Source organism: Pseudomonas sp. RP-B7 (genome assembly GCF_059803535.1).
Map to the genome: position 1 here is coordinate 62,915 of NZ_JAPFHC010000008.1, position 23,369 is coordinate 86,283.

21 protein-coding genes are annotated in these 23,369 nt (G+C 62.0%); 9 read left to right on the forward strand and 12 right to left on the reverse strand.

Annotated elements, in window-relative coordinates; translation table 11 throughout:
- Window positions 1-10 precede the first annotated feature (10 nt).
- The 3 genes from pqqC to pqqE are packed head-to-tail and all read left to right on the forward strand — an operon-like array spanning window position 11 to window position 2,158.
- Window positions 11-763, forward strand: coding sequence for a pyrroloquinoline-quinone synthase PqqC (gene pqqC, locus OPU96_RS10040; protein ID WP_017739525.1), 753 nt, complete (start codon window positions 11-13; stop codon window positions 761-763).
- Window positions 760-1,035 (forward strand): pyrroloquinoline quinone biosynthesis peptide chaperone PqqD, encoded by a 276-nt coding sequence (gene pqqD, locus OPU96_RS10045; protein ID WP_003194772.1) that lies wholly within the window; start codon window positions 760-762, stop codon window positions 1,033-1,035. Before pqqC ends, pqqD begins: the two co-directional genes overlap by 4 nt.
- Window positions 1,007-2,158 (forward strand): pyrroloquinoline quinone biosynthesis protein PqqE, encoded by a 1,152-nt coding sequence (gene pqqE, locus OPU96_RS10050; RefSeq protein WP_192299820.1) that lies wholly within the window; start codon window positions 1,007-1,009, stop codon window positions 2,156-2,158. Before pqqD ends, pqqE begins: the two co-directional genes overlap by 29 nt.
- A gap of 5 nt (window positions 2,159-2,163) precedes the next feature.
- On the opposite strand, the gene OPU96_RS10055 is transcribed toward pqqE, so the two are convergent.
- Window positions 2,164-2,322: a YqaE/Pmp3 family membrane protein gene (locus tag OPU96_RS10055; RefSeq protein ID WP_192299821.1), complete on the reverse strand. Its 159-nt coding sequence runs from the start codon at window positions 2,320-2,322 to the stop codon at window positions 2,164-2,166.
- Between the two features lie 182 nt (window positions 2,323-2,504).
- The gene (locus OPU96_RS10060; RefSeq protein WP_192299822.1) at window positions 2,505-3,773 is read right to left on the reverse strand and encodes an aspartate aminotransferase family protein; all 1,269 of its coding nucleotides are present in this window, start codon (window positions 3,771-3,773) and stop codon (window positions 2,505-2,507) included.
- Between the two features lie 209 nt (window positions 3,774-3,982).
- On the opposite strand from OPU96_RS10060, the gene OPU96_RS10065 reads away from it, so the two are divergent.
- Entirely contained in the window at window positions 3,983-4,882 is a 900-nt protein-coding gene (locus OPU96_RS10065) for a LysR family transcriptional regulator (RefSeq protein ID WP_226454469.1), read from the forward strand.
- 225 nt (window positions 4,883-5,107) lie between these two features.
- On the opposite strand, the gene OPU96_RS10070 is transcribed toward OPU96_RS10065, so the two are convergent.
- The 10 genes from OPU96_RS10070 to bioB form a co-directional block, all read right to left on the reverse strand.
- Window positions 5,108-6,886, reverse strand: coding sequence for an acyl-CoA dehydrogenase C-terminal domain-containing protein (locus tag OPU96_RS10070; RefSeq protein ID WP_498559029.1), 1,779 nt, complete (start codon window positions 6,884-6,886; stop codon window positions 5,108-5,110).
- 123 nt (window positions 6,887-7,009) lie between these two features.
- Window positions 7,010-8,782 carry an acyl-CoA dehydrogenase C-terminal domain-containing protein gene (locus OPU96_RS10075; protein WP_498559030.1) on the reverse strand — a complete coding sequence of 591 codons (1,773 nt, stop codon included), beginning with the start codon at window positions 8,780-8,782 and terminating at the stop codon, window positions 7,010-7,012.
- Between the two features lie 90 nt (window positions 8,783-8,872).
- A complete protein-coding gene (locus tag OPU96_RS10080; RefSeq protein ID WP_498559031.1) occupies window positions 8,873-10,162 on the reverse strand; it encodes a GGDEF domain-containing protein in 1,290 nt (429 codons plus the stop codon).
- Window positions 10,163-10,368: 206 nt separating this feature from the next.
- Window positions 10,369-12,174, reverse strand: coding sequence for a phenylacyl-CoA dehydrogenase (locus tag OPU96_RS10085; RefSeq protein WP_305391635.1), 1,806 nt, complete (start codon window positions 12,172-12,174; stop codon window positions 10,369-10,371).
- A gap of 327 nt (window positions 12,175-12,501) precedes the next feature.
- Window positions 12,502-12,783, reverse strand: a complete 282-nt coding sequence (locus tag OPU96_RS10090) for a pyrroloquinoline quinone biosynthesis protein PqqE (RefSeq protein ID WP_192299828.1) — start codon at window positions 12,781-12,783, stop codon at window positions 12,502-12,504.
- Between the two features lie 106 nt (window positions 12,784-12,889).
- Window positions 12,890-13,567, reverse strand: coding sequence for a dethiobiotin synthase (bioD, locus tag OPU96_RS10095; protein ID WP_192299829.1), 678 nt, complete (start codon window positions 13,565-13,567; stop codon window positions 12,890-12,892).
- Entirely contained in the window at window positions 13,564-14,376 is an 813-nt protein-coding gene (gene bioC / locus OPU96_RS10100; protein WP_192299830.1) for a malonyl-ACP O-methyltransferase BioC, read from the reverse strand. Before bioC ends, bioD begins: the two co-directional genes overlap by 4 nt.
- Entirely contained in the window at window positions 14,369-15,100 is a 732-nt protein-coding gene (locus OPU96_RS10105) for an alpha/beta fold hydrolase (RefSeq protein WP_192299831.1), read from the reverse strand. Before OPU96_RS10105 ends, bioC begins: the two co-directional genes overlap by 8 nt.
- Window positions 15,093-16,274, reverse strand: coding sequence for an 8-amino-7-oxononanoate synthase (gene bioF / locus OPU96_RS10110; protein WP_305391636.1), 1,182 nt, complete (start codon window positions 16,272-16,274; stop codon window positions 15,093-15,095). Before bioF ends, OPU96_RS10105 begins: the two co-directional genes overlap by 8 nt.
- Before the next feature lie 155 nt (window positions 16,275-16,429).
- On the reverse strand, window positions 16,430-17,485 hold the full coding sequence (gene bioB, locus OPU96_RS10115) for a biotin synthase BioB (RefSeq protein WP_192299833.1): 1,056 nt from the start codon (window positions 17,483-17,485) through the stop codon (window positions 16,430-16,432).
- A gap of 92 nt (window positions 17,486-17,577) precedes the next feature.
- Between bioB and OPU96_RS10120 the strand changes: the two genes are divergently transcribed.
- From OPU96_RS10120 to rarD, 5 genes are all read left to right on the forward strand, one after another.
- Window positions 17,578-18,315, forward strand: a complete 738-nt coding sequence (locus OPU96_RS10120; RefSeq protein WP_305391637.1) for a ComFC family protein — start codon at window positions 17,578-17,580, stop codon at window positions 18,313-18,315.
- A 58-nt stretch (window positions 18,316-18,373) separates the two neighbouring features.
- Entirely contained in the window at window positions 18,374-19,138 is a 765-nt protein-coding gene (locus OPU96_RS10125) for a TOBE domain-containing protein (protein ID WP_498559032.1), read from the forward strand.
- 80 nt (window positions 19,139-19,218) lie between these two features.
- Window positions 19,219-21,117, forward strand: coding sequence for a PhoX family protein (locus OPU96_RS10130; RefSeq protein ID WP_498559033.1), 1,899 nt, complete (start codon window positions 19,219-19,221; stop codon window positions 21,115-21,117).
- Between the two features lie 168 nt (window positions 21,118-21,285).
- Complete coding sequence (locus OPU96_RS10135; protein WP_192299837.1) at window positions 21,286-22,260, forward strand: serine/threonine protein kinase; 975 nt, start codon at window positions 21,286-21,288, stop codon at window positions 22,258-22,260.
- 118 nt (window positions 22,261-22,378) lie between these two features.
- Entirely contained in the window at window positions 22,379-23,263 is an 885-nt protein-coding gene (gene rarD, locus OPU96_RS10140) for an EamA family transporter RarD (RefSeq protein ID WP_226454477.1), read from the forward strand.
- The last annotated feature ends 106 nt before the right edge of the window (window positions 23,264-23,369 follow it).

Genomic DNA, 23,369 nt, shown 5'->3' on the forward strand with positions numbered 1-23,369 from the left:
AGCGATCGAAATGACTGATACGCCGTTGACCACCGCCGAATTCGAAGCCGCCCTGCGTGCCAAGGGCGCCTTCTACCATATCCATCACCCGTACCACGTGGCGATGTACGAAGGCCGCGCAAGCCGCGAGCAGATCCAGGGCTGGGTCGCCAACCGTTTCTACTATCAAGTGAATATTCCGCTCAAAGACGCGGCGATCCTGGCCAACTGCCCTGACCGCGAGATCCGCCGCGAATGGATCCAGCGCCTGCTCGACCACGACGGCGCCCCCGGTGAAGACGGCGGCATCGAAGCCTGGCTGCGCCTGGGGCAGGCCGTCGGTCTCGATCCCGACCAACTGCGCTCGCAGGAATTGGTACTGCCCGGCGTACGCTTTGCAGTCGACGCCTACGTCAACTTTGCCCGTCGCGCCAGTTGGCAGGAAGCCGCCAGCAGTTCGCTGACCGAGCTGTTCGCGCCGCAGATCCACCAGTCGCGCCTCGACAGCTGGCCGCAGCATTACCCGTGGATCGACCCGACCGGCTACGAATATTTCCGCACCCGCCTGGGCCAGGCTCGCCGGGATGTGGAACACGGTTTGGCGATCACCTTGCAGCACTACACCACCCGCGAAGGCCAGGAGCGCATGCTGGAAATTCTCCAGTTCAAACTGGATATTTTGTGGAGCATGCTGGACGCCATGAGCATGGCCTACGAACTCAAGCGCCCGCCGTATCACAGCGTGACCGACCAGCGGGTTTGGCATAAAGGGATCGCCCTATGAGCTTTGATCGCAGCAAGAAACCGACCTGGCGCCAGGGCTACCGCTACCAGTACGAGCCCGCGCAAAAGGGCCATGTGTTGCTCTACCCCGAAGGCATGATCAAGCTCAACGACAGCGCTGCGCTGATCGGCGGCTTGATCGACGGCGAGCGCGACGTGGCGGCGATCATCGCCGAGCTGGATAAGCAGTTCCCCGGCGTACCTGAGCTGGGTGACGACATCGAGCAATTCATGGAGGTCGCCCGTGCAGAACACTGGATCACCCTTGCCTGAAAAACCGCCGATCGGCCTGCCGCTGTGGCTGCTCGCCGAGCTGACCTACCGCTGCCCGCTGCAATGCCCGTATTGCTCCAACCCGTTGGATTTCGCCGAGCAGGGCAAGGAACTGAGCACCGAGCAGTGGTTCAAGGTGTTTCGCGAGGCGCGGGAAATGGGCGCAGCACAGCTGGGGTTTTCCGGCGGTGAACCGCTGGTGCGCCAGGACCTCGCCGAGCTGATCGCCGAAGCGCGCAAGCTGGGGTTCTACACCAACCTGATCACCTCCGGCATCGGCCTGACCGAGCAGAAGATCAGCGACTTCAAGAAGGCTGGCCTGGACCATATCCAGATCAGCTTCCAGGCCAGCGACGAGCAGGTGAACAACCTGCTGGCCGGCTCGAAAAAAGCCTTCGCGCAAAAACTGGAGATGGCCCGGGCGGTGAAAGCCCACGGCTACCCGATGGTGCTGAACTTCGTTACCCACCGGCACAATATCGACAAGATCGACCGCATCATTGAGCTGTGTATCGCGCTGGAGGCAGACTTCGTTGAGCTCGCCACCTGCCAGTTCTACGGCTGGGCGCAGCTCAATCGAGTGGGTTTGTTGCCGACCAAGGAACAACTGGTACGCGCCGAACGCATCACCAATGAATACCGCGCCAAGCTCGAAGCCGAAGGCCACCCGTGCAAGCTGATCTTCGTTACCCCGGATTACTACGAAGAACGCCCGAAAGCCTGCATGAACGGCTGGGGCAGTATTTTTCTGACAGTGACGCCAGACGGCACCGCCCTGCCCTGCCACGGCGCCCGACAGATGCCGGTGCAATTTCCGAATGTGCGCGACCACAGCATGCAACACATCTGGTACGACTCGTTCGGCTTCAACCGCTTTCGCGGCTACGACTGGATGCCCGAGCCGTGCCGTTCATGCGATGAAAAAGAAAAGGACTTCGGTGGCTGCCGCTGCCAGGCATTCATGCTCACCGGCGACGCGAGCAACGCCGACCCGGTGTGCAGCAAATCCGAGCAGCACGGCATCATCCTTCAAGCGCGCGAAGATGCCGAACACGCCACCCAGACCATCGAACAGCTGGCGTTTCGCAACGAGCGCAACTCACGCCTCATCGCCAAAAGCTGACGGCCTCAGCGCTTGGCGATGATGTATACCGCGTGAATGATGCCGGGGAAGTAGCCGCACAGGGTCAGCAGAATATTCAGCCAGAACGCGCCGGCGAAGCCCACTTGCAGGAACACGCCCAGTGGCGGCAGCAGGATGGCGATGAGGATACGAATGAAATCCATGGGTCAGCTCCAGAAAATCGGCTCGTGTGAGCCGTGTAGCTAATCGACCTTGGGGGTTCGTGAGGGTTCAGTGGGATCTGGCTTAGAGCCATCTATACCGACGTACACAAAAAAACGCCCCCAGCCAAAAGAATCAGGCTGGAGGCGCCGCGTATACCGCGAGACGGTTCAGGAAATTGGGGTTAAACGGCGATGCCCTTGCGGCATTGCAACTGCGCAGTACGCACGCGGGAGAAAGCGCGCGCCAGGCGCAGGAGCATTTCGTCGATGTTGCCTTTGCTGACGGTCAACGCCGGGGTAAAGCGCAGGCAATTGGGTTGCGGGGCGTTGAGGATCAGGCCTTCGTGCAGCGCAGCTTTTACCACTGCATCTGCAGAATCATCCGACAAGGTCAGGCCCCACATCAGGCCGTGGCCGCGCAGTTGGCCGTGGTCGTAGCGGTAGGCCAGGCGGGCAAGGCCTTCGCCCAGATGCAAGCCGGCTTCGCGTACATGTTCAAGGAAGCCGTGCTCCAGCACCGTATCAAGCACCGCCATGCCGGCTGAGGCCATCAACGCGTTGCCATGATGGGTGCCGTCCAGCTCGCCCAACTCGAAGCAACAGGCTTTGCCCCGGGCCAACAGCGCCGCCAGGGGCACGCCGCCGCCCAGGCCTTTACCCAGGGTGATGATGTCGGCGCGTACGCCGTATTGCTGTTCGGCAAGCAGGGTGCCGCAACGGCCAAGGCCGGTTTGTACTTCGTCCAGGATCAGCAGGATGCCCAGTTCACGACACAGGCGCTCGACACCCTTGAGGTAGTGCTCGGTGGCCGGGATCACGCCGGCTTCGCCCTGGATGGGTTCGAGCAGGATGGCCACGGTTTGCGCATCGACTGCGGCGTGCAGGGCCGGCAGGTCGTTGAAAGGCACATGGCTGAAGCCTGGCAGTTGCGGTTCAAAACGATTGTCCGGACCACCGGCCGAAGCCGACATCGCCGCGAAGCTGCGCCCATGGCAACCGCCGCTGGCACTGATGATGCGGTAGGCGCCACCGCGATGCAGTTGGCCCCATTTGCGCGCCAGCTTGATCGCCGCCTCACAGGCTTCCGCGCCACTGTTGAGCAGGTAGGCCTGGTCGCTGCCGGTACGATGGCAGAGCCGTTCGGCGAGGTTGAGTTGAGCACGGTTATGCAGGCCGTTGCCCGGGTTGATCAGCGCCTGGGTCTGGTCGGCCAGGGCCTTGATCAACACCTGTGGGCTGTGGCCGAGGCTGTTGGCAGCATTGCCTTGGCTGAAATCCAGGTAGGCACGCTCGTCGCTGTCCCACAGCCAGGAGCCCTGGCCGCGTACGAACACTTGCGGTGGACGCGCCACGGTGGGCATCAAGGATTCGCTCGACGCATCATCACGCGACTCGTCCAAAATCAGGTCATCCAGGCTGGGCGTCGGGCGGCGCATATTGAACAGGTTCACAGCTCACCCCCAATAGCAACCGGACCTTGGTCGGTGCGATCGAGCAACAGTGCCTTGAGGTTTTTTGCCTTGCCTATGTAAACGCTATCTAAATAAACGCTATTCATTGCCCGATCTGGCCCTGTAAGCCCTGCGAATAGGCGCTAGACTAGGCGCCTCGGGGGCCAACGGCCATTTCGATTTTCCAGCTTTTTCGATAAGCAAATCTTATGGATTTCAAGCAACTGCGTTATTTCGTCGCGGTGTATGAGGAAGGCCACGTCGGCCGTGCCGCGGAGCGTCTGTCGATCTCCCAGCCGGCGTTGTCCCAGCAGATCCGCCAGTTGGAACAAAACCTCGACGTGAGCCTGTTCGAACGCAGCAGCAAACGCCTGCTGCCGACCCTCGCCGCACACACCCTGTACAACCACGCGTTGCCGTTGATCGATGGCATGCAGCAAGCCGTCGAAGCCTTGCGCAACTTCAAGGGCCAGGCCATGCGCACCTTGGCCATCGGTGTGCTGCAAACCGTGCACACCAGCCTGGTCCCGCAAATGCTCGAACGGGTGCGCAAGGCCCAGCCACACCTGGTGGTGCAGATTTACGAGTTGACCGGGCTGGAGATTGAGCGGCGACTGCTCAATGGCTCGCTAGACATCGGCATCAGCTACCTGCCGCCACGCCAGCCGGGCCTGCACGGCGCACTGTTGTACGAAGATGAGTTGAAGGTGGTCATCCCCGAGGATCACCCGTTGCGGGAATTCAAGAAAGTCTCGCTGAAACAGGCGGCCGAGTTGCCGATGTTGCTGCTGGGGGAAGAGTTTCAGGTCAGACAAATCTGGCAGGGCCAGTTGGCTAACCTCGGACGGCGCCCGCAGGTGCAGGCCGAGCTGAACACCATGGTGGGGATTCTCGACAGCCTGCCCCACACCAAACTGGCGACGGTACTGCCGGGCCGCTCCCAAGACGAACACAACAGCAAGGCACTGCTATGGAAACCCTTGAGCGAACCCAGGGTGCCGTTGAAAGTCGGTTTGGTGTGCCGTGATGCGCAACGCCAGCAGGCGACGGTAGCGCTGTTGCGCACGTTGCTGGAAGACGTGATGAATGCGCCGCAGGCAAGCGCCTGACTTTTTTCGCGGGCAAAAGAAAACCCCGCCGAAGCGGGGCTTTGCAGACTGTTTCCCTGACATCCATTTCACTCCGCCATCCTGGCAGAATCCTACGTGTCCGTGTTGTTGCTTTGCGCTTCCTGCGCGACGTCCATGTGAAGTAGATTAACTGTGGATCCAATTTGGCGATAGAGGACGAATAGCAGCACGTCATGTAAGAGAATACTTACACGCCCTCTCCCCTTAAAACAGCGCCTCATCCAACAGGAACAGCGATTCACTACCGGCCTTTACCGACGCGTTCAGCGACTGGATACGCGGCAGCAGGCGGGCAAAGTAGAAGCGCGCAGTCCCCAGCTTGCTGGCGTAGAAGGCCTCCTCAGCCTCTTTGCCCAACGCCGCCTTTGCCATGCGCGCCCACATATAGGCGTAGGCCATGTATCCAAATGCATGCAAATACTCCACCGACGCCGCACCGATTTCATTCGGGTTGGTTTTCGCGCGATCCAGCACCCACGCCGTCAGTTCGTCCAGAGTGTCGACCGCCACACTCAGCGGCTTGGTGAACTCCGCCAACTCGCCGGCGGCCGAGGCAATAAATGCGCGGATCTCCTCAGCGAACAAGGTGTAGAACGCCCCACCACTGCCAACAATTTTGCGCCCCATCAGGTCCAGCGCCTGGATGCCGTTGGTGCCTTCGTAGATCTGGGTGATGCGCACGTCACGCACCAGTTGCTCCTGGCCCCACTCGCGGATATAGCCGTGGCCGCCGAACACTTGCTGGCCGAGCACGGTGGTTTCCAGGCCAAGGTCGCTCAAGAACGCCTTGGCCACCGGGGTCAGCAAGGCCACCAGGTTATCCGCACGCTCGCGGGCAGCCGGGTCTTCGCTGAACTTGGCGATGTCCAACTGCGTCGCCACGTAGGTGGAGAACGCGCGACCGCCTTCGTTCGCGGCCTTCATGGTCAGCAGCATGCGACGCACGTCCGGGTGGACGATGATCGGATCGGCCACCTTGTCCTTGGCCTGGGCACCGGTCGGCGCACGGCTTTGCAGGCGGTCACGCGCATATTCAATCGCGTTCTGATACGAGCGCTCACCGGACGCCAGGCCCTGGATACCCACCCCCAGACGCTCGTAGTTCATCATGGTGAACATCGCCGCCAGGCCACGGTTCGGCTCGCCCACCAGATAACCCACGGCCTGGTCGAAGTTCATCACGCAGGTCGCGGACGCCTGGATGCCCATCTTGTGCTCGATCGAGCCACAGCTCACCAGGTTGCGCGCACCCAGGCTGCCATCGGCATTCACCATGAACTTCGGCACCAGGAACAACGAGATGCCCTTGGGGCCGGCCGGCGCGTCCGGCAGCTTGGCCAGCACCAGGTGGATGATGTTTTCGGTCAGGTCGTGTTCGCCGCCGGTGATAAAGATCTTGGTGCCGCTGATCGTGTAGGAACCGTCCGCTTGCGGCTCGGCTTTCGTGCGAATAATCCCCAGGTCCGTACCGGCATGGGCTTCGGTCAGGCACATGGAACCGGCCCACTCACCGGAGTACATCTTCGGCAGGTAGGTGGCCTTGAGTTCTTCACTGGCGTGGGTATTGATGGAGACACAGGCGCCGGACGTCAGCATCGGGTACAGGCCAAACGCCAGGCTCGACGAGTTGATCATCTCTTCAACCTGGGCCGAGACCGCCTTGGGCATGCCCATGCCACCGAACGCCGGATCACCGCCTACACCCACCCAGCCACCTTCAGCGTAGGTTTTATAAGCCTGCGGATAACCATCCGGGGTAAACACCGCTGTGTCTTGCCAACGGCAACCCTGCTCATCGCCACCACGGCTAAGCGGGGCGATGGATTTGGCAGTGACTTTGCCGGCTTCTTCGAGGATTGCCTCTACGGTTTCGGCATCAACGGTGTCTGCCAATGCCGGCAACTGAGCCCAAATGTCGGCGACCTCAAAGACTTCGTTGAGGACGAAGCGCATATCACGCAGCGGCGCTTTGTAATCAGCCATGGCAAACCTCGTGAGAACGTGAAAGGTAATTCGGTAAGGGTCGGTTTTACAGGCTCCGAGTGTACCCGAACAACTTTTCAGACACATAGGGTCCACTTGTGACTGGCTGGTATTTTTAAGTCATCACAACGCAAATGCCTCCGCAGGCAGACTCATCAGGCATTCGCTGCCCGCTTCCACGGCGGCGCGGTGGGTGGCGGTGCGGGGCAGCAGGCGCTTGAAGTAGAAGTCGCAGGTGGCCAGTTTGGCTTGGGCGAACGCGGCATCCTCGACCTGCGCTTGGGCGGCAACCGCCATGCGCAGCCACAGATAGGCGAGCACGATGTAACCGCTGTACATCAAGTAATCCACCGCCGCCGCACCGACTTCGTCGGGATTCTTCATGGCCGCCATGCCCACTTTGGTCGTCAGCTCGCCCCATTCCCCATTGAGTTGATTGAGTTGCGCCACATAGGCCTTGAGCTGGGCATGCTCGGCATTCGCCGCGCAAAACTTATGCACAATCCTGGTAAACCCGCGCAGCAACTTGCCCTGGCTACCCAGCACTTTACGCCCCAGCAAATCGAGGGCCTGGATGCCGTTGGTGCCTTCATAGATCGGCGCAATCCGTGCATCCCGCGCCAGTTGCTCCATGCCCCATTCGCGAATGTAGCCATGGCCGCCAAAGATCTGCATGCCGTGGTTGGTCACTTCAAGGCCGGTGTCGGTCATAAAGGCTTTGCAGATCGGCGTGAGGAACGCCAACAGGTCTTCGGCCTCCTGGCGTTGCGCGGCGTCGCTGCTCAGGTGCGCGGTGTCGAGCAATTGCGCAGTGAAGTAGGTCAGCGCCCGGTTGCCTTCGTTGAAGGCCTTCATGGTCAGCAACATGCGCCGCACGTCGGGGTGCACGATGATCGGGTCGGCGGCTTTGTCCGGGGCCTTGGCGCCGGTCAAAGAGCGCATCTGCAGGCGATCGTTGGCGTATTTGATCGCGCCCTGGTAACTCGCCTCGCCGTTGCACAACCCCTGCATGCCGGTGCCCAGGCGCGCATGGTTCATCATGGTGAACATGCAGTTGAGGCCCTTGTTCGCCTCGCCAATCAGGAAGCCCTTGGCCCCGTCGAAATTCAGCACGCAGGTGGCCGAGCCCTTGATACCCATCTTGTGTTCGATAGAGCCGCAATGCACCGCGTTGCGCTCGCCGGAATCGGCATGGAACTTGGGCACGATAAACAACGAGATGCCCTTGGTGCCCGCCGGCGCATCCGGCAGCTTGGCCAGCACCAAGTGGATGATATTGGCGCTCATGTCGTGCTCGCCGGCCGAGATGAAGATCTTGCTGCCGGTCAGCGCATAGCTGCCGTCCGCCTGGGGCACGGCGCGGGTCTTGATCAGGCCCAGGTCGGTGCCGCAATGGGCTTCGGTGAGGCACATGGTGCCGGTCCATTCGCCGGCGGTGAGCTTAGTCAGGAAGGTGTCTTTCTGTTGCGCAGTGCCATGGGCGTGGATCGCTGACATCGCGCCATGCGTCAGCCCCGGGTACATGCCCCACGAGGTATTGCTGGAGCCGATCATCTCACTGAGCACCAGGCCCAGGGACTGCGGCAAGCCTTGGCCGCCGAAGGCCGGGTCCGCCGCCACGCCGTGCCAGCCGCCTTCGACATACTGGGCGAACGCTTCCTTGAACCCCTTGGGCGTGGTGACGACGCCGTTGTCGAAATGGCAACCTTCTTCATCACCGCTGCGGTTGAGCGGCGCGAGCACGTTTTCGCAGAATTTGGCGCCTTCTTCGAGGATCGCACTGACCATGTCGGGGCTGGCATCCGTCGCGCCCAACGCGGCGTAGTGGCCGTGGAAATCAAACACGTTGTCGATCAGAAAGCGCATGTCGCGCAGGGGAGCTTTGTAGTCAGGCATGGCAATGTCTCCGGCAGCAGATCGCTTCAACCTACTGCCGGCCAAGCCCTCGGACAATCACTGTAGCGCTGCTGAATACAGCGCCATTACTCAACCGGCAGCGCTTTGCGTGCGCACGGCGCCACGCCGGGTCTGCCCGGCCGCGATCACGCAATTGCGCCCTGCGCCCTTGGCGGCGTACAGCGCCTGGTCGGCAGACTTGAGCACTTCTTCGCTGGTGCGTTGCTCAGCCTGACGCTCGGCCACGCCGATGCTGACGGTTACCGACACACTGCTGGCGCCATTGCCCACCCGCCGTTGGCGCCCTTGCTGATCGTCCTGGGGACGATCCGGGTTGCGCAGTTTGATGTCGTAGTTGGCGATGATCTCGCGGATTTCTTCCAGATGCGGCATGCACTCATCCAGGCTCTTGCCGGCAAACACCACGGCGAACTCTTCACCACCATACCGGTAGGCGCGACCGCCACCGTTGACCTTGGCCAGCTTGCTCGCCACCAGGCGCAGCACCTGATCACCCACGTCGTGGCCGTGGGTGTCGTTGAAGCGCTTGAAGTGATCAACGTCGGTCATCGCCAGCACGTAGTTGCGCCCCAGGCGCTGCATGCGTTCGTTCAGCGCACGCCGTCCGGGCAGGCCGGTCAGTTCGTCGCGGAAGGCCATTTGATAGGCCTCGTGGGCTACACCCGCAGCGATCATCAGCATCACCTGGCTGCACATGATGTTGAGGGTGAACGGCAGGATGAAGGTTTGTGGCAGCATCCAGAACAAACCGATAAATCCCACCAGTTGCGCGGCGTGCAGCGGGCGTGGCTGATACCCGTATTGCGCCACCAGGGTCAGGAAGCCGATCAGGAACATCGGGTACGACAACTGGATCAGGCTCATCCAGGCCCCATGCAACGCCGGCCAGCGGATCTCTGCCAGCCAGTTCAACAGCGCCTGGGGATAACTTTGCTCCAACGCCAACGCGACACTGCCTACGGCAAGCAACACAGCACAGCGTGCGACCAGGTCGCGGAACAGGTGGGTTTTTTCCTGCCATAACGCATAAATGCTGAACAACAGCGGCAAGAGCAGGCAACACAAATGGAACACCACGGCGGCGTCTTCACGCACGCGGCCATTGTCGCGGTAGTAGTCGGTCTGGGTATCGAGCAGGAAGTAGGCGATATACACCGTGATCATCAGAAACAGTTCGCGCTGGCGTCGATACACCGCGCAATACGAACCGCCGAGCAACAGCACCAGGGTCGGCAGCACGTTGAACAGCGAGGTAAAGAAGACGTTGAGGTCCTTGACGTACGCAGCCGAGAGCCCGGCCAGCAACAGCAGCAACGAAGGTAGGAAATGACTGAACCGTACAGCGGACACGCGTGACAAGGGTAAAACTCCGACCCGCAAAAGAATGATGGCACTGTGCCTCTGCGCGAACAGTTAAGCATAACCTGGCACGCATGTATCACATTGCCATCACTTTAACGGCAGCCAACGGCAATCCCTGAGCGCTGTACTGTGGTTTTTTATTGCCCAAAAAAAGCCGCCGCTTCCGGTAGGAAGCGGCGGCTCAGGAAGTGACCCGGTAAGGCTTAGTAAGCCAGGCCGAAGTCTTCTTCTTTCATGTCCATCAGGTTGTTGGCGCCCGACAGCATGGTGGCCACGTGGGTACGGGTACGCGGCAGGATGCGCTGGAAGTAGAAGCGCGCCGTCTGCAGCTTGGCCGTGTAGAACGCTTCTTCGGAGGTGCCGGCCGCCAGTTTCTCAGCCGCCAGGCGCGCCATGTCGGCCCAGAAGTAAGCCAGGCACGCATAACCGGAGTACATCAGGTAGTCCACCGAGGCGGCGCCGACTTCTTCGCGGTCTTTCATCGCGGCCATGCCGACCTTCATGGTCAACTCGCCCCACTCTTTGTTCAGTGCAGCCAGCGGTGCGACGAACTCTTTGACCGCTTCGTTGCCCTCGTTAGCCTGGCAGAACTTGTGCACGATCTTGGTGAAGCCCTTGAGCGCTTCGCCTTGGGTCATCAGCACTTTACGGCCCAGCAGGTCGAGAGCCTGGATACCCGTGGTGCCTTCGTACAGCATCGAAATGCGGCTGTCGCGCACGTTCTGCTCCATGCCCCACTCGGCAATGAAGCCGTGGCCGCCGTAGATCTGCACGCCGTGGTTGGCGGACTCGAAACCGACTTCGGTCATGAACGCCTTGGCGATAGGAGTCATGAAGGCCAGCAGGCCGTCGGCCTGTTTCTTGGCTTCGTCGTCGGTGCCGTACTTGACGATGTCCACTTGCTTGGCGGTGAAGTACACCATCGCACGGTTGCCTTCGGCGAAGGCTTTCATGGTCAGCAGCATGCGACGCACGTCAGGGTGCACGATGATCGGGTCAGCGGCTTTGTCCGGCGCTTTCGGGCCGGTCAGGGAGCGCATTTGCAGGCGATCACGGGCATATTTCAGGCCGCCCTGGAAGCCGATCTCGGCGTGGGACAGGCCTTGCAGCGCGGTCCCCAGGCGAGCGGTGTTCATAAAGGTGAACATGCAGTTCAGGCCTTTGTTCGCCGGGCCGATCAGGAAACCGGTGGCCTGGTCGAAGTTCATCACACAGGTGGCGTTGCCGTGGATGCCCATCTTGTGTTCCAGCGAGCCACAGCTCACCGCGTTGCGCGTGCCGATCGAGCCATCGGCGTTGGGCAGGAACTTCGGCACGATAAACAGCGAGATGCCTTTGGTGCCAGCCGGAGCGTCCGGCAGGCGGGCCAGTACGATGTGGACGATGTTGTCGGCCATGTCGTGTTCACCGGCCGAGATGAAGATCTTGGTGCCGGAGACCTTGTAGGAACCGTCCGCCTGAGGCTCGGCCTTGGTGCGCAGCATGCCCAGGTCGGTACCGCAGTGTGGCTCGGTCAGGCACATGGTGCCGGTCCATTCACCCGACACCAGTTTGGTCAGGTAAGCCTCTTGCTGCTCGGGGGTGCCGTGCTCGGAAATGGTGTTCATCGCACCGTGGGACAGGCCTGGGTACATGCCCCACGACCAGTTGGCGGTGCCAACCATTTCGCTCACGGCCAGGCCCAGGGATTCCGGCAGGCCTTGGCCACCGTGCTCTACATCGTGGGCCAGGCTTGGCCAGCCGCCTTCGACGAATTGTTTATAGGCTTCTTTGAAACCAGTAGGGGTTTTAACGCCAGACTCACTCCAGGTGCACCCTTCGATGTCACCCACGCGGTTCAACGGGGCCAGCACTTGCTCACAAAACTTGGCGCCTTCCTCAAGGATGGCGTCAACCATGTCCGGGGTAGCGTCCTGGCAAGCCGGCAGGCTCTGATAGTGCGCTTCATAGCCAAGCAGTTCGTCACGAACGAAGCGAATATCACGCAAGGGGGCCTTGTAGTCAGGCATAGCGATAAACCTCTGCTGATGTATCTGGAATGAACAACCGCGTGGAATTGTTGTGGCGGTCAAACAGGTGTTTGAAACATACGTTTACGACTTGGGGATGTCAAGACGCCGTTTGTCATGCGGCAAATCAATGGCGCGCACGACAGCGCACGTGGCGAGATGCCACTGCACAGGAAAGTGTAGAAGTTCAGAGGGTTGGCGCAGAACAAATATGGGAGCTGGCTTGCCTGCGATGCAGGCGCCGCGGTGCATCAGGAAGAAAAAGTAGAAGCTATCGCAGGCAAGCCAGCTCCCCCAGAAGAGCCAGCACGCCTGGGAAGAGAGGGGTCAAGCGAAGGTATCGATCAAGGTGCCGAGCATTTCATCCGAAGCCTTGGCGACTTTGGCGCCCAGCTCCACCTGAAACTTGCCTTCAGCCATCTCGACCATATTGCTCGCCGAATTCGACGGCTGGGCCCGGTCGTTGGCGCGCAGACGATCAAGCTGTGCATCCGATGGCTGGGTCGTCGCCGCGCTGGCAATCTTGCCGGCGGCCTGGTCGACACGGTTCTGCCCGGCCTGAATGGTGCTCAGTCCCGAATAAAACGCGCTGCTTCCAGAGATGTCCATGGCGTAAACCTGCCTTTATAGAATCGTGAGCCCTGATTGAAGCAGAGAAACCGGCAAAACACCCGTCAAAAACACTAATGGCACAATGCCTTAGTGATAGCCAAAATCAGTCAAGCAGATCCAATTGCAAGTACTCGGCCACCGCTTCAGCCCCGGCGTGCTTGAGCTTCGGCACACGCCCCAGGCACGGTGCAGGCAATCGCTCGGCCAGGGTGGCGAGGTTCTCTTCCAGACGGGAGGTCTTGGGATCGATGATATTCGCCACCCAGCCCGCCAGCGACAAACCGTCCCGGGCGATGGCCTCGGCAGTCAGCAAGGCATGACTGATGCACCCCAGGCGCACGCCCACCACCAGGATTACCGGCAGCTTCAGCGCAATGGCCAGGTCCGACAGGTTCGCCTGATCCGCCAGCGGCACGCGCCAACCGCCCGCGCCCTCGATCAGGGTGAAATCCGCATCCCGCGCCAGGATCTGCTGCATCGGCTTGAGCAACGCTTGCACCGTGAGCGCAACCCCCGCTTCGCGCGCCGCCAGATGGGGCGCGATGGCCGGCTCGAACGCCAGCGGGTTGACCTCGGCATAACTCAGCGGCAGCGAGCATTCGGCCAACAGCGCCAGTGCGTCGGCGTTGCGCAAGCCTTTGGGCGTGACCTGGCAACCAGAGGCCACCGGCTTACCGGCGGCAGTACTTTTTCCGGCTTGCCGGGCGGCGTGCAACAGGCCGGCGGCGATGGTGGTCTTGCCAACATCCGTATCGGTACCGGTGACAAAATAGGCGCTCATAGCGGTTTCTCCAGTACGGCGTACACCACTTGATACGTGGCGGGCAGGCCCTGGGCCTGACGGAACTGCTCGTAAGCGTCCACCAGTGCAACAATCCGCGCGCGCCCCGTCAACCCTCCCGGCCGGCCGGGGTTGAGGTTATGGGCGCCCAACGCCTTCAATTCATGGGTCAGGCTCCGTACATCCGGGTAGTGCAGCACATGGGGCTGGCGCTCCAGGCTCACCACCCGCAGGCCGCTGGCCGCGCACAATTGCTGATACATCTCGAAGGTGCGGAAACGGTTGACGTGAACCATACCGTCCGCCGCCCGCCAGCTTTCGCGCAGCTCATCCAGGGTGCCCACGCACAGGCTGGCGAACGCCAACACGCCACCGGGTTGCAGCACGCGATAAGCCTCGCTGAGCACCGCGCCGAAATTCGCACACCATTGCACCGCGAGGGAGGTGAAGAGCAGCCCCACGCTTTCAGCTTTAAGCGGCAAGCGCTCGGCATCACCTGCGATGAAGTGCTGTGCGCCACCCAGGGGCCGCGCGTGGTTGAGCATGCCTTCGGCGATGTCCAACGCAATGCCCTGGCTGGCGGGCAGGCGCGCGCCCAGCACACGGCTGAAATACCCGGTGCCGCACCCCATATCCAACCAGCGTTGCGGTGCAATACCGGCCGGCACACGTGCCAGCAATTCAGCGCCGACAGCCCGCTGCAACTCGGCAACGCTGTCATAGCTGGCCGCCGCACGGGAAAACGACGCCGCCACCTGGCGCTTGTCCGGCAGGGCACCCGGCAACGGGGCGTGGGATAAATCAGTCATCAGCGCACTCATGCAAAAAAGCCTGGATGGCCCCCGCCACACCGTGGGGGTCCTCCAGAAGAAAAGCGTGACCAGCCTGTTCAATCAGGCCGATTTCAACATCGGGCAGCAAGCTCAGCAGGTCGCTCGCGGCTTCGGCGGGCACCAGTTCGTCGCCCCCGGCAAACAGGTGCATCTGCGGGCCCCGATAGGCCAGCAAGGCGTCGCGGGTGTCGAGTCGGGCAAGCAATTCAAGGCCGCTCATCAACGCCCGGGGCGGAGTGTTCGGCGCCCCGCCCACCAGCAAACGCGCCAGCCCACGCGGGTCGGCGGCGCCCTTGGCACACAACAGGCCGAAGCGTTTCAGGGTGACTTGGGAATCGGCATGACAACCGGCGAGGAAGGCGTCAAAGGTCTCGGCAGGCATCGCACTCGGCCAACCGTCATGGGCGACAAAACAGGGGTTGCTCGCCAGGGTCAGCAAGCCGCAGCAGCGTTCGCCACGTCGTGCCGCCAGTTCCGCAGCAAGCATGCCGCCGAGGGACCAGCCGCCCAGCCAGGCGTTGTCCGGCAGCGTCGCGTCGAGTTCATCGAGCCATTCGTCCAGGTCGCTGGCGTCCAGCGTCGGCAACGGTTCGATCTGCACCCGCAGGTGTTCATCCAGACCGTGCAAGGCGGCGGCCAACGGCTCCAGCGGCGATACGCCGAGGCCCCAGCCAGGCAACAAAATCAGTCGATCACGCATGGTCGGGCTCCGTGGCGCCTAACAAGCGGAAACACTCTTCCAATCCGCTCAACAATAGCTGCACCTGCGCCTCGGTGTGGGCCGCCGTTAACGTCACGCGCAAACGTGCGCTGCCAGCGGGTACGGTGGGCGGGCGGATCGCCGTGACCATCAGGCCACGCTCGCGCAGCATCTGCGACAGGCGCACGGCCTTGGCGCTGCTACCGACCAGGATCGGCTGGATCGGCGTAAAACTCGCCATCAAATCCAGGCCAAGCTGCTCGGCGCCCCGGCGGAACTGGCGGATCAGGCCGTCGAGGTGCTCGCGCCGCCAATGCTCGGTGCGCAGCAACTCCAGGCTTTTCAAAGTCGCACAGGCCAGCGCCGGGGGCTGGCTGGTGGTGTAGATATACGGGCGCGCAAACTGGATCAGGCTTTCGATCAGCTCTTCGCTGCCCGCCACAAAGGCGCCCGCCGTACCGAAGGCTTTACCGAGGGTGCCGACCAGTACCGGCACGTCCTCCTGGCTCAAGCCGAAATGCTCGACGATCCCACCACCATTGGCGCCCAACGGGCCAAAACCGTGGGCATCATCCACCATCAGCCAGGCGCCTTTTGCGCGGGCTTCACGGGCCAGCGCGGGCAAGTCGGCCAGGTCGCCGTCCATGCTGAACACGCCGTCGGTGACCACCAGCGTGTTGCCAGTGGCCTTTTCCAGACGCTTGGCCAGGCTTTCGGCGTCGTTATGCAGGTAGCGATTGAAACGCGCACCGGACAGCAAGCCGGCATCCAGCAGCGAGGCGTGGTTGAGCCGGTCTTCCAGCACCGTATCGCCCTGCCCCACCAACGCCGTGACTGCGCCGAGGTTGGCCATGTAGCCGGTGGTAAACAGCAATGCGCGCGGGCGCCCGGTGAGGTCGGCCAGGGCTTCTTCCAGCTCGTGGTGCGGCGTGGCATGCCCGACCACCAGGTGCGACGCGCCACCGCCGACACCCCAACGGGACGCACCGGCGCGCCAGGCTTCAATCACTTGCGGGTGATTGGCCAGGCCCAGGTAATCGTTGTTACAGAACGCCAGCAGCGGTTGGCCGTCGACCACCACTTGCGGGCCTTGGGGGCTTTCCAGCAGCGGGCGTTGGCGATAAAGGTGCTCGGCACGGCGGGCAGCGAGGCGCGCGGAGAGATCGAAAGACATGCAGGCCTCGATTAAACAGACTGAACACGGTCTCAATGTGGGAGCTGGCTTGCCTGCGATGACGGCGGCACATTCAGCATCAATGTGTCTGAACGGCCGCTATCGCAGGCAAGCCAGCTCCCACAATGGATTGCATTCCAATAGAGAGATGGGCGTCAAACCACCGCGTTGTAGAACTGCTCGCTGCTTTTTTGCTCAACCAGTGCCTGTTCGATCGCCGCCTGATGCACTTCATCGGCGTGCTCTTCGCGGGCTTCGGGCAAGATCCCCAGGCGCGCGAACAGTTGCATGTCCTTATCCGCCTGCGGGTTGGCAGTGGTCAGCAATTTGTCGCCGTAGAAGATCGAGTTGGCGCCGGCAAAAAACGCCAGGGCCTGCATCTGCTCGTTCATCGCTTCGCGGCCGGCCGACAGGCGCACGTGGGACTGCGGCATCAGGATGCGCGCCACGGCCAGCATGCGGATGAAGTCGAATGGGTCGATGTCCTCGGCATTCTCCAGCGGCGTACCGGCCACCTTCACCAGCATGTTGATCGGCACCGACTCCGGATGCTCCGGCAGGTTGGCCAGCTGGATCAGCAGGTTGGCGCGGTCATCCAGCGACTCGCCCATGCCAAGGATACCGCCAGAGCAGATCTTCATCCCCGACTCACGCACATAGGCCAGGGTTTGCAGGCGCTCGCTGTAGGTGCGGGTGGTGATGATCGAACCGTAGAACTCCGGCGACGTATCCAGGTTGTGGTTGTAGTAATCGAGACCGGCCTGGGCCAGGGCTGCGGTCTGGTCCTGGTCGAGGCGGCCGAGGGTCATGCAGGTTTCCAGGCCCATGGCCTTCACGCCTTTGACCATCTGCAGCACGTAGGGCATGTCTTTGGCCGACGGGTGCTTCCACGCGGCGCCCATGCAGAAGCGGGTCGAACCGATGGCCTTGGCGCGGGCGGCCTCTTCGAGGACCTTCTGCACTTCCATCAGCTTTTCTTTTTCCAGGCCGGTGTTGTAGTGGCCCGACTGCGGACAATATTTGCAATCTTCCGGGCAAGCACCGGTCTTGATCGACAGCAAGGTCGACACCTGCACACGGTTCGCGTCGAAATGCGCGCGATGCACGGTCTGCGCCTGGAACAACAGGTCATTGAACGGCTGCACGAACAGCGCTTTGACTTCGGCGAGGGACCAATCGTGACGCAAGGTGGCGGTGGTGCTGGCGCTCATGGGCGATTCCTTGATTATGCTTGGGCAAGCGCTGTGGGAAGGGCAATACCCACAGACACGACACGGATGCTCGGCATATTTAAGGAAGATTCATGCACTGTCAACCTGACTACAAACACCAGGTTTACATCTGGTTAAAAAACGAACACACCTGTTTGATCTGCGATGAAGCGACGGAATCCGCCCATTGTGTGTGCAACGTCTGCGAAACCGAGCTGCCCTGGCTGTTGGAGCAGTGCGAGATTTGCGCCGTGCCCCTGCCGATGGACGGCCTGGTTTGCGCACAGTGTTTCAAACAGCCACCGGCGTTTAAACATGTGATCGCGCCCTGGACCTTCAGCTTTCCGGTCGACAGCCTGATCAGCCGCTTCAAGCACCAGGCACGCTGGCCGCTCGGCCACCTGCTCGCGCGCTTGCTCGCCCAGCACCTGCAACACCGCTTCGACAACGCCGAACTCCCGCGCCCCGACTGCCTGCTGCCGGTGCCCATGGCGCGCAAACGCCAGCGTGAACGCGGCTTTAACCAGGCACTGATGCTGGCGCGGTGGCTGAGCCACGACCTCGACATCGCACTGGATGAACATGTGCTGCTGCGGCCCCAGGAAACCGTCGCGCAGCAAGCCCTTGACGCCAAACAGCGCAAACGCAACTTGCTCAAGGCCTTCGCCGTGGCCGCCAATGCCGAGGTGACGGGTCGCCACTTCGCCCTGGTCGACGACGTACTCACCACCGGCGCCACCGCCCACAGCCTTGCGCGCCTGTTGATCAACGCCGGTGCGCGGCAAGTCGATGTGTATTGCCTGGCCCGCACGCCCAAACCGGGGGCCTGACTTGACGCAAGCGCGCCTTGCCCGCAACGTTCTGTTTATCTCATCCAAGCGTATCGCCATGTCTCTGCCAGCCTCCCTCAGCCAACACATCATCCGCCGCCCCCAGCGCATTGCCTTGCTGGGACATATCGCCGAACAGGGTTCGATTACCCGCGCAGCGAAAAGCGCCGGTTTGAGCTACAAAGCCGCCTGGGACGCCATCGACGAACTGAACAACCTCGCGCAAAAACCGCTGGTGGAGCGCAGCGTCGGCGGCAAGGGCGGCGGCGGGGCCAGACTGACGGCAGAGGGCGAGCGGGTCCTGCGCCTCTACCAGCGCCTGCAAGTGCTGCAAGCCGAACTGCTCGGTTCGGATGAAGCCGCCAGTGACTTCAACCTGCTTGGCCGCTTGATGCTGCGCACCAGCGCGCGCAACCAGTTGCACGGCCAGGTCATGGCGATTGAGAGCCATGGCCGCAACGACCTGATCCGCCTGCAACTCGCTGGCGGCCTGACGCTGCAAGCGCAGATCACCCACGACAGCACGCAACGGCTGGAACTGGAGAGCGGCGTGGAAGTGGTCGCGCTGATCAAGGCCGGCTGGCTGGAATTGCTGGGGCCCGGGTCCTCTGCAACACCTGGACACAATTGCATGAGCGGCAGGATCGAGGCGATTCTCGACGCTGAAGACGGCCCCAGCGAAGTGCGTATCACCCTGCCCAACGGCCAGGTTTTATGCGCCCTGGCGCCGCCCGGCACGCTCATGGCCCTGGGCGCCGCCGAAGGCCAGACGATCCGTGTGCAATTCGCCCCGAGCAATGTGCTGCTGGGCACACCGGTATAGGCGACGGCCATCCTCAAACTGCAACAATTTCGTCACGCGCGCTCCTTAAGGTGTCTGCAAAAACCGCAGGGAGCCTGACGATGAGCCTATTAGAAGAAAACCAAGCCACCGACCTCGAACAGATGGTCGGCCTCACCCGCCGCCGCTTTATCGGCGCCGGTGCCCTGTGCGGTGCCGCGATGTTCCTCGGTGGCAACCTGTTGAGCCGCAGCGCGATGGCCGTCAACGCCGCAAGCGCCAGCCCATTGCTGGGTTTCACCAGCATCGCCGCCGCCACCAGCGACGCCATTACCTTGCCGCCGGGCTATAGCGCCTCGGTGCTGATCAGTTGGGGCCAGCCGCTGAGCAAGAGCGCACCGGCGTTCGACCCGTCCGGCAACGGCACGGCCCTGGCCCAGGAGCAGCAGTTCGGCGACCACAACGACGGCATGAGCCTGTTCGCCTTCCCCGGCGACGACAACCGTGCGCTCATGGCGATCAACAACGAATACACCAACTACCGCTACCTCTTCGCCCACGGCGGTGCGCCGCAATCGGCCGAGGACGTGCGCAAGGCCCAGGCCAGCGAAGGCGTGTCGGTGATCGAAGTGCGGCGCCAGGGCGATACCTGGCAGTTCGTGCAGGACTCGCGCTACAACCGGCGCATCCACGGCAACTCGCCGATCCGCCTGAGCGGCCCCGCCGCCGGCCACGCCTGGCTGAAAACCGGCGCCGACAAGAGCGGCACAAAGGCCCTTGGCACGTTCCAGAACTGCGCCAACGGCAAAACGCCATGGGGTACTTATCTGACCTGTGAAGAGAACTTCACCGACTGCTTCGGCAGCACCAACCCACAACAAACCTTCGATGCCGGGCAAAAGCGCTATGGCGCCGTGGCCGCCAGCAAAGACATCAACTGGCACCAGCACGACCCGCGCTTTGACCTCGCCAAGAACCCCAACGAACTCAATCGCCACGGCTGGGTAGTGGAAATCGACCCGTTCGATCCCAAGTCCACCCCGGTCAAGCGCACTGCCCTGGGCCGCTTCAAGCACGAAAACGCCGCGCTGGCCGAAACCCGCGACGGCCGTGCCGTGGTGTACATGGGCGACGACGAGCGTGGCGAGTTCATCTACAAATTCGTCAGCCGCGACAAGATCAACCACAAGAACCCCAAGGCCAACAAAGACCTGCTCGACCACGGCACCTTATACGTGGCGATTTTCGACGCCGGCGACGGCAACACTGACCATCCCAAGGGCAAAGGCCAATGGGTCGAGCTGACTTTCGGCAAGAACGGCATCGACGCCAGCACAGGTTTCACCAGCCAGGCCGAGGTGCTGATCCACGCACGCCTCGCCGCCAGCGTGGTGAAAGCCACACGCATGGACCGCCCGGAATGGATCGTGGTCAGCCCCACCGATGGCCAGGTGTATTGCACCCTGACCAACAACGCCAAGCGCGGCGAAGACGGCCAGCCGGTGGGCGGGCCCAACCCGCGCGAGAAAAACGTCTACGGCCAGATCCTGCGCTGGAAGGCCGACGCCGATAACCACGGCGCCCACACCTTCACCTGGGACCTGTTTGTCGTGGCCGGCAACCCCGGCGTGCATGCCGGTACGCCCAAGGGGGGCTCGTCGAATATCAACCCGCAGAACATGTTCAACAGCCCCGATGGCCTGGGCTTCGACAAGGCCGGACGCTTGTGGATTCTTACGGATGGGGACTACAGCAACGCAGGCGACTTCGCCGGCATGGGCAATAACCAGATGCTGTGTGCCGACCCGACTACCGGGGAAATCCGCCGCTTCATGGTAGGACCGGTGGCATGTGAGGTGACAGGCATCAGCTTCTCGCCGGATCAGAAGACACTGTTTGTGGGGATTCAACATCCGGGGGAAACCGGGGGCTCGACCTGGCCGGAGCATTTGCCGAACGGTAAACCACGCTCGTCGGTGATGGCGATTCGGCGGGATGATGGTGGCATCGTCGGCGCCTGATAAACCCTCTTCGCGAGCAAGCCCGCTCCCACAGTTGACCGAGTTCCAACATGAGAATGCGGTCGAATGTGGGAGCGGGCTTGCCCGCGAAGGCGTCCGCACAGTCACCACCTATCACTGTTACCATACCCGGCCGGACGCGGCGCCCTGCTGCGCGCAGGAGTTCGCATGGCCCATCCGTTTGAAACACTCACCCCTGATCTGGTCCTCGACGCCGTTGAAAGCATCGGTTTCCTCAGCGATGCCCGCGTACTGGCGCTCAACAGCTACGAAAACCGCGTGTATCAAGTCGGCATCGAAGATTCCGAGCCGCTGATCGCCAAGTTCTACCGCCCGCAGCGCTGGACCAACGAAGCGATCCTCGAAGAACACCGCTTCACCTTCGAACTGGCCGAGTGTGACGTGCCAGTGGTTGCCCCCCTTATCCACAACGGCGAAAGCCTGTTCGAACACGAAGGTTTCCGCTTCACCCTGTTTCCCCGCCGTGGCGGCCGTGCGCCGGAGCCGGGCAACCTCGACCAACTGTATCGTCTAGGGCAACTGCTGGGCCGTTTGCATGCGGTGGGTTCCACCCGCCCGTTCGAACACCGTGAAGCCTTGGGTGTGAAGAATTTCGGCCACGATTCCCTCACCACCTTGCTCGAGGGAAACTTCATCCCCAAGAGCCTGCTGCCGGCCTACGAGTCCGTGGCCCGCGACCTGCTCAAGCGCGTGGAAGAGGTGTACAAGGCCACGCCGCACAAAAACATCCGTATGCACGGCGATTGCCACCCCGGCAACATGATGTGCCGTGACGAGATGTTCCACATCGTCGACCTGGATGACTGCCGCATGGGCCCGGCAGTGCAGGACCTGTGGATGATGCTTGCCGGTGATCGTCAGGAATGCCTGGGACAGTTGTCGGAATTGATGGACGGCTACCAGGAATTCCACGACTTCGACCCGCGCGAACTGGCGCTGATCGAACCGCTGCGCGCCTTGCGCCTGATGCATTACAGCGCCTGGCTGGCGCGGCGCTGGGATGACCCGGCGTTTCCCCACAGCTTCCCGTGGTTTGGCACTGAGCGGTATTGGGGGGACCAGGTGTTGGCATTGCGCGAGCAACTGTCGGCGTTGAACGAAGAACCCCTGAAACTCTTCTGACCCAACCCCTCTCCTTGTGGGAGCTGGCTTGTCGGGTCCCACAGAAAAGCACCGCCCATTGCCTGGCAAATGTACTTACAATCGCGCCTTTGTTAGCTGCCTAAGCAAGGATTCTGCAATGCACGCCGCCAACCCCCGCAAGGGGTACATCCTGGGCCTGAGCGCCTATGTCATCTGGGGTCTGTTCCCGCTCTACTTCAAAGCCATCGCCAGCGTCCCGGCCGCCGAAATCATCGTGCATCGCGTGTTGTGGTCGGCGCTGTTCGGCGGCTTGCTGCTGATGGTATGGAAGCACCCCGGCTGGTTCCGTGAACTGCGTGACAACCCCAAGCGCCTGGCGATCCTGGCCCTCAGCGGTTCGTTGATTGCGGGCAACTGGCTGACCTATGTGTGGTCGGTGAACAGCGGGCGCATGCTGGAAGCGAGCCTCGGTTACTACATCAACCCGCTGGTGAATGTGTTGCTGGGCATGCTGATCCTCGGCGAACGCCTGCGACGCTTGCAGTGGGCGGCGGTCGGGCTGGCGGCAGTGGGTGTGGCACAGCAGGTGTGGCAGGTGGGCAGTTTGCCGTGGGTGTCGCTGGTGTTGGCGCTGACCTTCGGGTTCTACGGTTTGATCCGCAAACAGGCGCCGGTCAAGGCACTGCCGGGGCTGGTGGTGGAAACCTGGATGCTGGTGCCGATTGCCGTGGCGTGGTTGTTGTTCAACCCCACCGCCCACAGTGCACAGCTGGCGTTCTGGAGCACGTCCGAAGCCTGGTGGCTGGTGGCCGCTGGCCCGGTAACGCTGATCCCGCTGGTCTGTTTCAACGCCGCCGCACGGCACCTGCCCTACACAGCACTCGGCTTTTTGCAGTACGTCGCGCCGACCCTGGTGCTGCTGGAAGCGGTGCTGTTGTTCGGTGAACACCTGGCACCGAGCACGCTGATTGCCTTCGCGTTTATCTGGGCTGGCCTGGTGGTTTACAGCGTGGATGCGTGGCTGAGCGTGCGCAAACGCTGATCAAATAACGTACAAAACTCTGCAAGCCACAGCGGGCGTGGCTTGCAGACATCCACCCCAAGGTTATCCACAACCTGATCCCCGCCATTTGTGCACAAGCTTTTGA

What these genes read in the sequence shown, in the direction of transcription:
- OPU96_RS10070 (WP_498559029.1), bottom strand. Translation starts at nt 6,886, where the DNA reads ATGGCTGATTACAAAGCGCCGCTGCGTGATATGCGCTTCGTCCTCAAC.
- OPU96_RS10075 (WP_498559030.1), bottom strand. Translation starts at nt 8,782, where the DNA reads ATGCCTGACTACAAAGCTCCCCTGCGCGACATGCGCTTTCTGATCGAC.
- OPU96_RS10125 (WP_498559032.1), top strand. Translation starts at nt 18,374, where the DNA reads ATGTCTCTGCCAGCCTCCCTCAGCCAACACATCATCCGCCGCCCCCAG.
- pqqC (WP_017739525.1), top strand. Translation starts at nt 11, where the DNA reads ATGACTGATACGCCGTTGACCACCGCCGAATTCGAAGCCGCCCTGCGT.
- bioF (WP_305391636.1), bottom strand. Translation starts at nt 16,274, where the DNA reads ATGTCTTTCGATCTCTCCGCGCGCCTCGCTGCCCGCCGTGCCGAGCAC.
- OPU96_RS10120 (WP_305391637.1), top strand. Translation starts at nt 17,578, where the DNA reads ATGCACTGTCAACCTGACTACAAACACCAGGTTTACATCTGGTTAAAA.
- OPU96_RS10055 (WP_192299821.1), bottom strand. Translation starts at nt 2,322, where the DNA reads ATGGATTTCATTCGTATCCTCATCGCCATCCTGCTGCCGCCACTGGGC.
- OPU96_RS10085 (WP_305391635.1), bottom strand. Translation starts at nt 12,174, where the DNA reads ATGCCTGACTACAAGGCCCCCTTGCGTGATATTCGCTTCGTTCGTGAC.
- rarD (WP_226454477.1), top strand. Translation starts at nt 22,379, where the DNA reads ATGCACGCCGCCAACCCCCGCAAGGGGTACATCCTGGGCCTGAGCGCC.
- pqqD (WP_003194772.1), top strand. Translation starts at nt 760, where the DNA reads ATGAGCTTTGATCGCAGCAAGAAACCGACCTGGCGCCAGGGCTACCGC.
- bioB (WP_192299833.1), bottom strand. Translation starts at nt 17,485, where the DNA reads ATGAGCGCCAGCACCACCGCCACCTTGCGTCACGATTGGTCCCTCGCC.
- bioD (WP_192299829.1), bottom strand. Translation starts at nt 13,567, where the DNA reads ATGAGCGCCTATTTTGTCACCGGTACCGATACGGATGTTGGCAAGACC.
- OPU96_RS10105 (WP_192299831.1), bottom strand. Translation starts at nt 15,100, where the DNA reads ATGCGTGATCGACTGATTTTGTTGCCTGGCTGGGGCCTCGGCGTATCG.
- OPU96_RS10130 (WP_498559033.1), top strand. Translation starts at nt 19,219, where the DNA reads ATGAGCCTATTAGAAGAAAACCAAGCCACCGACCTCGAACAGATGGTC.
- OPU96_RS10065 (WP_226454469.1), top strand. Translation starts at nt 3,983, where the DNA reads ATGGATTTCAAGCAACTGCGTTATTTCGTCGCGGTGTATGAGGAAGGC.
- OPU96_RS10090 (WP_192299828.1), bottom strand. Translation starts at nt 12,783, where the DNA reads ATGGACATCTCTGGAAGCAGCGCGTTTTATTCGGGACTGAGCACCATT.
- bioC (WP_192299830.1), bottom strand. Translation starts at nt 14,376, where the DNA reads ATGACTGATTTATCCCACGCCCCGTTGCCGGGTGCCCTGCCGGACAAG.
- OPU96_RS10135 (WP_192299837.1), top strand. Translation starts at nt 21,286, where the DNA reads ATGGCCCATCCGTTTGAAACACTCACCCCTGATCTGGTCCTCGACGCC.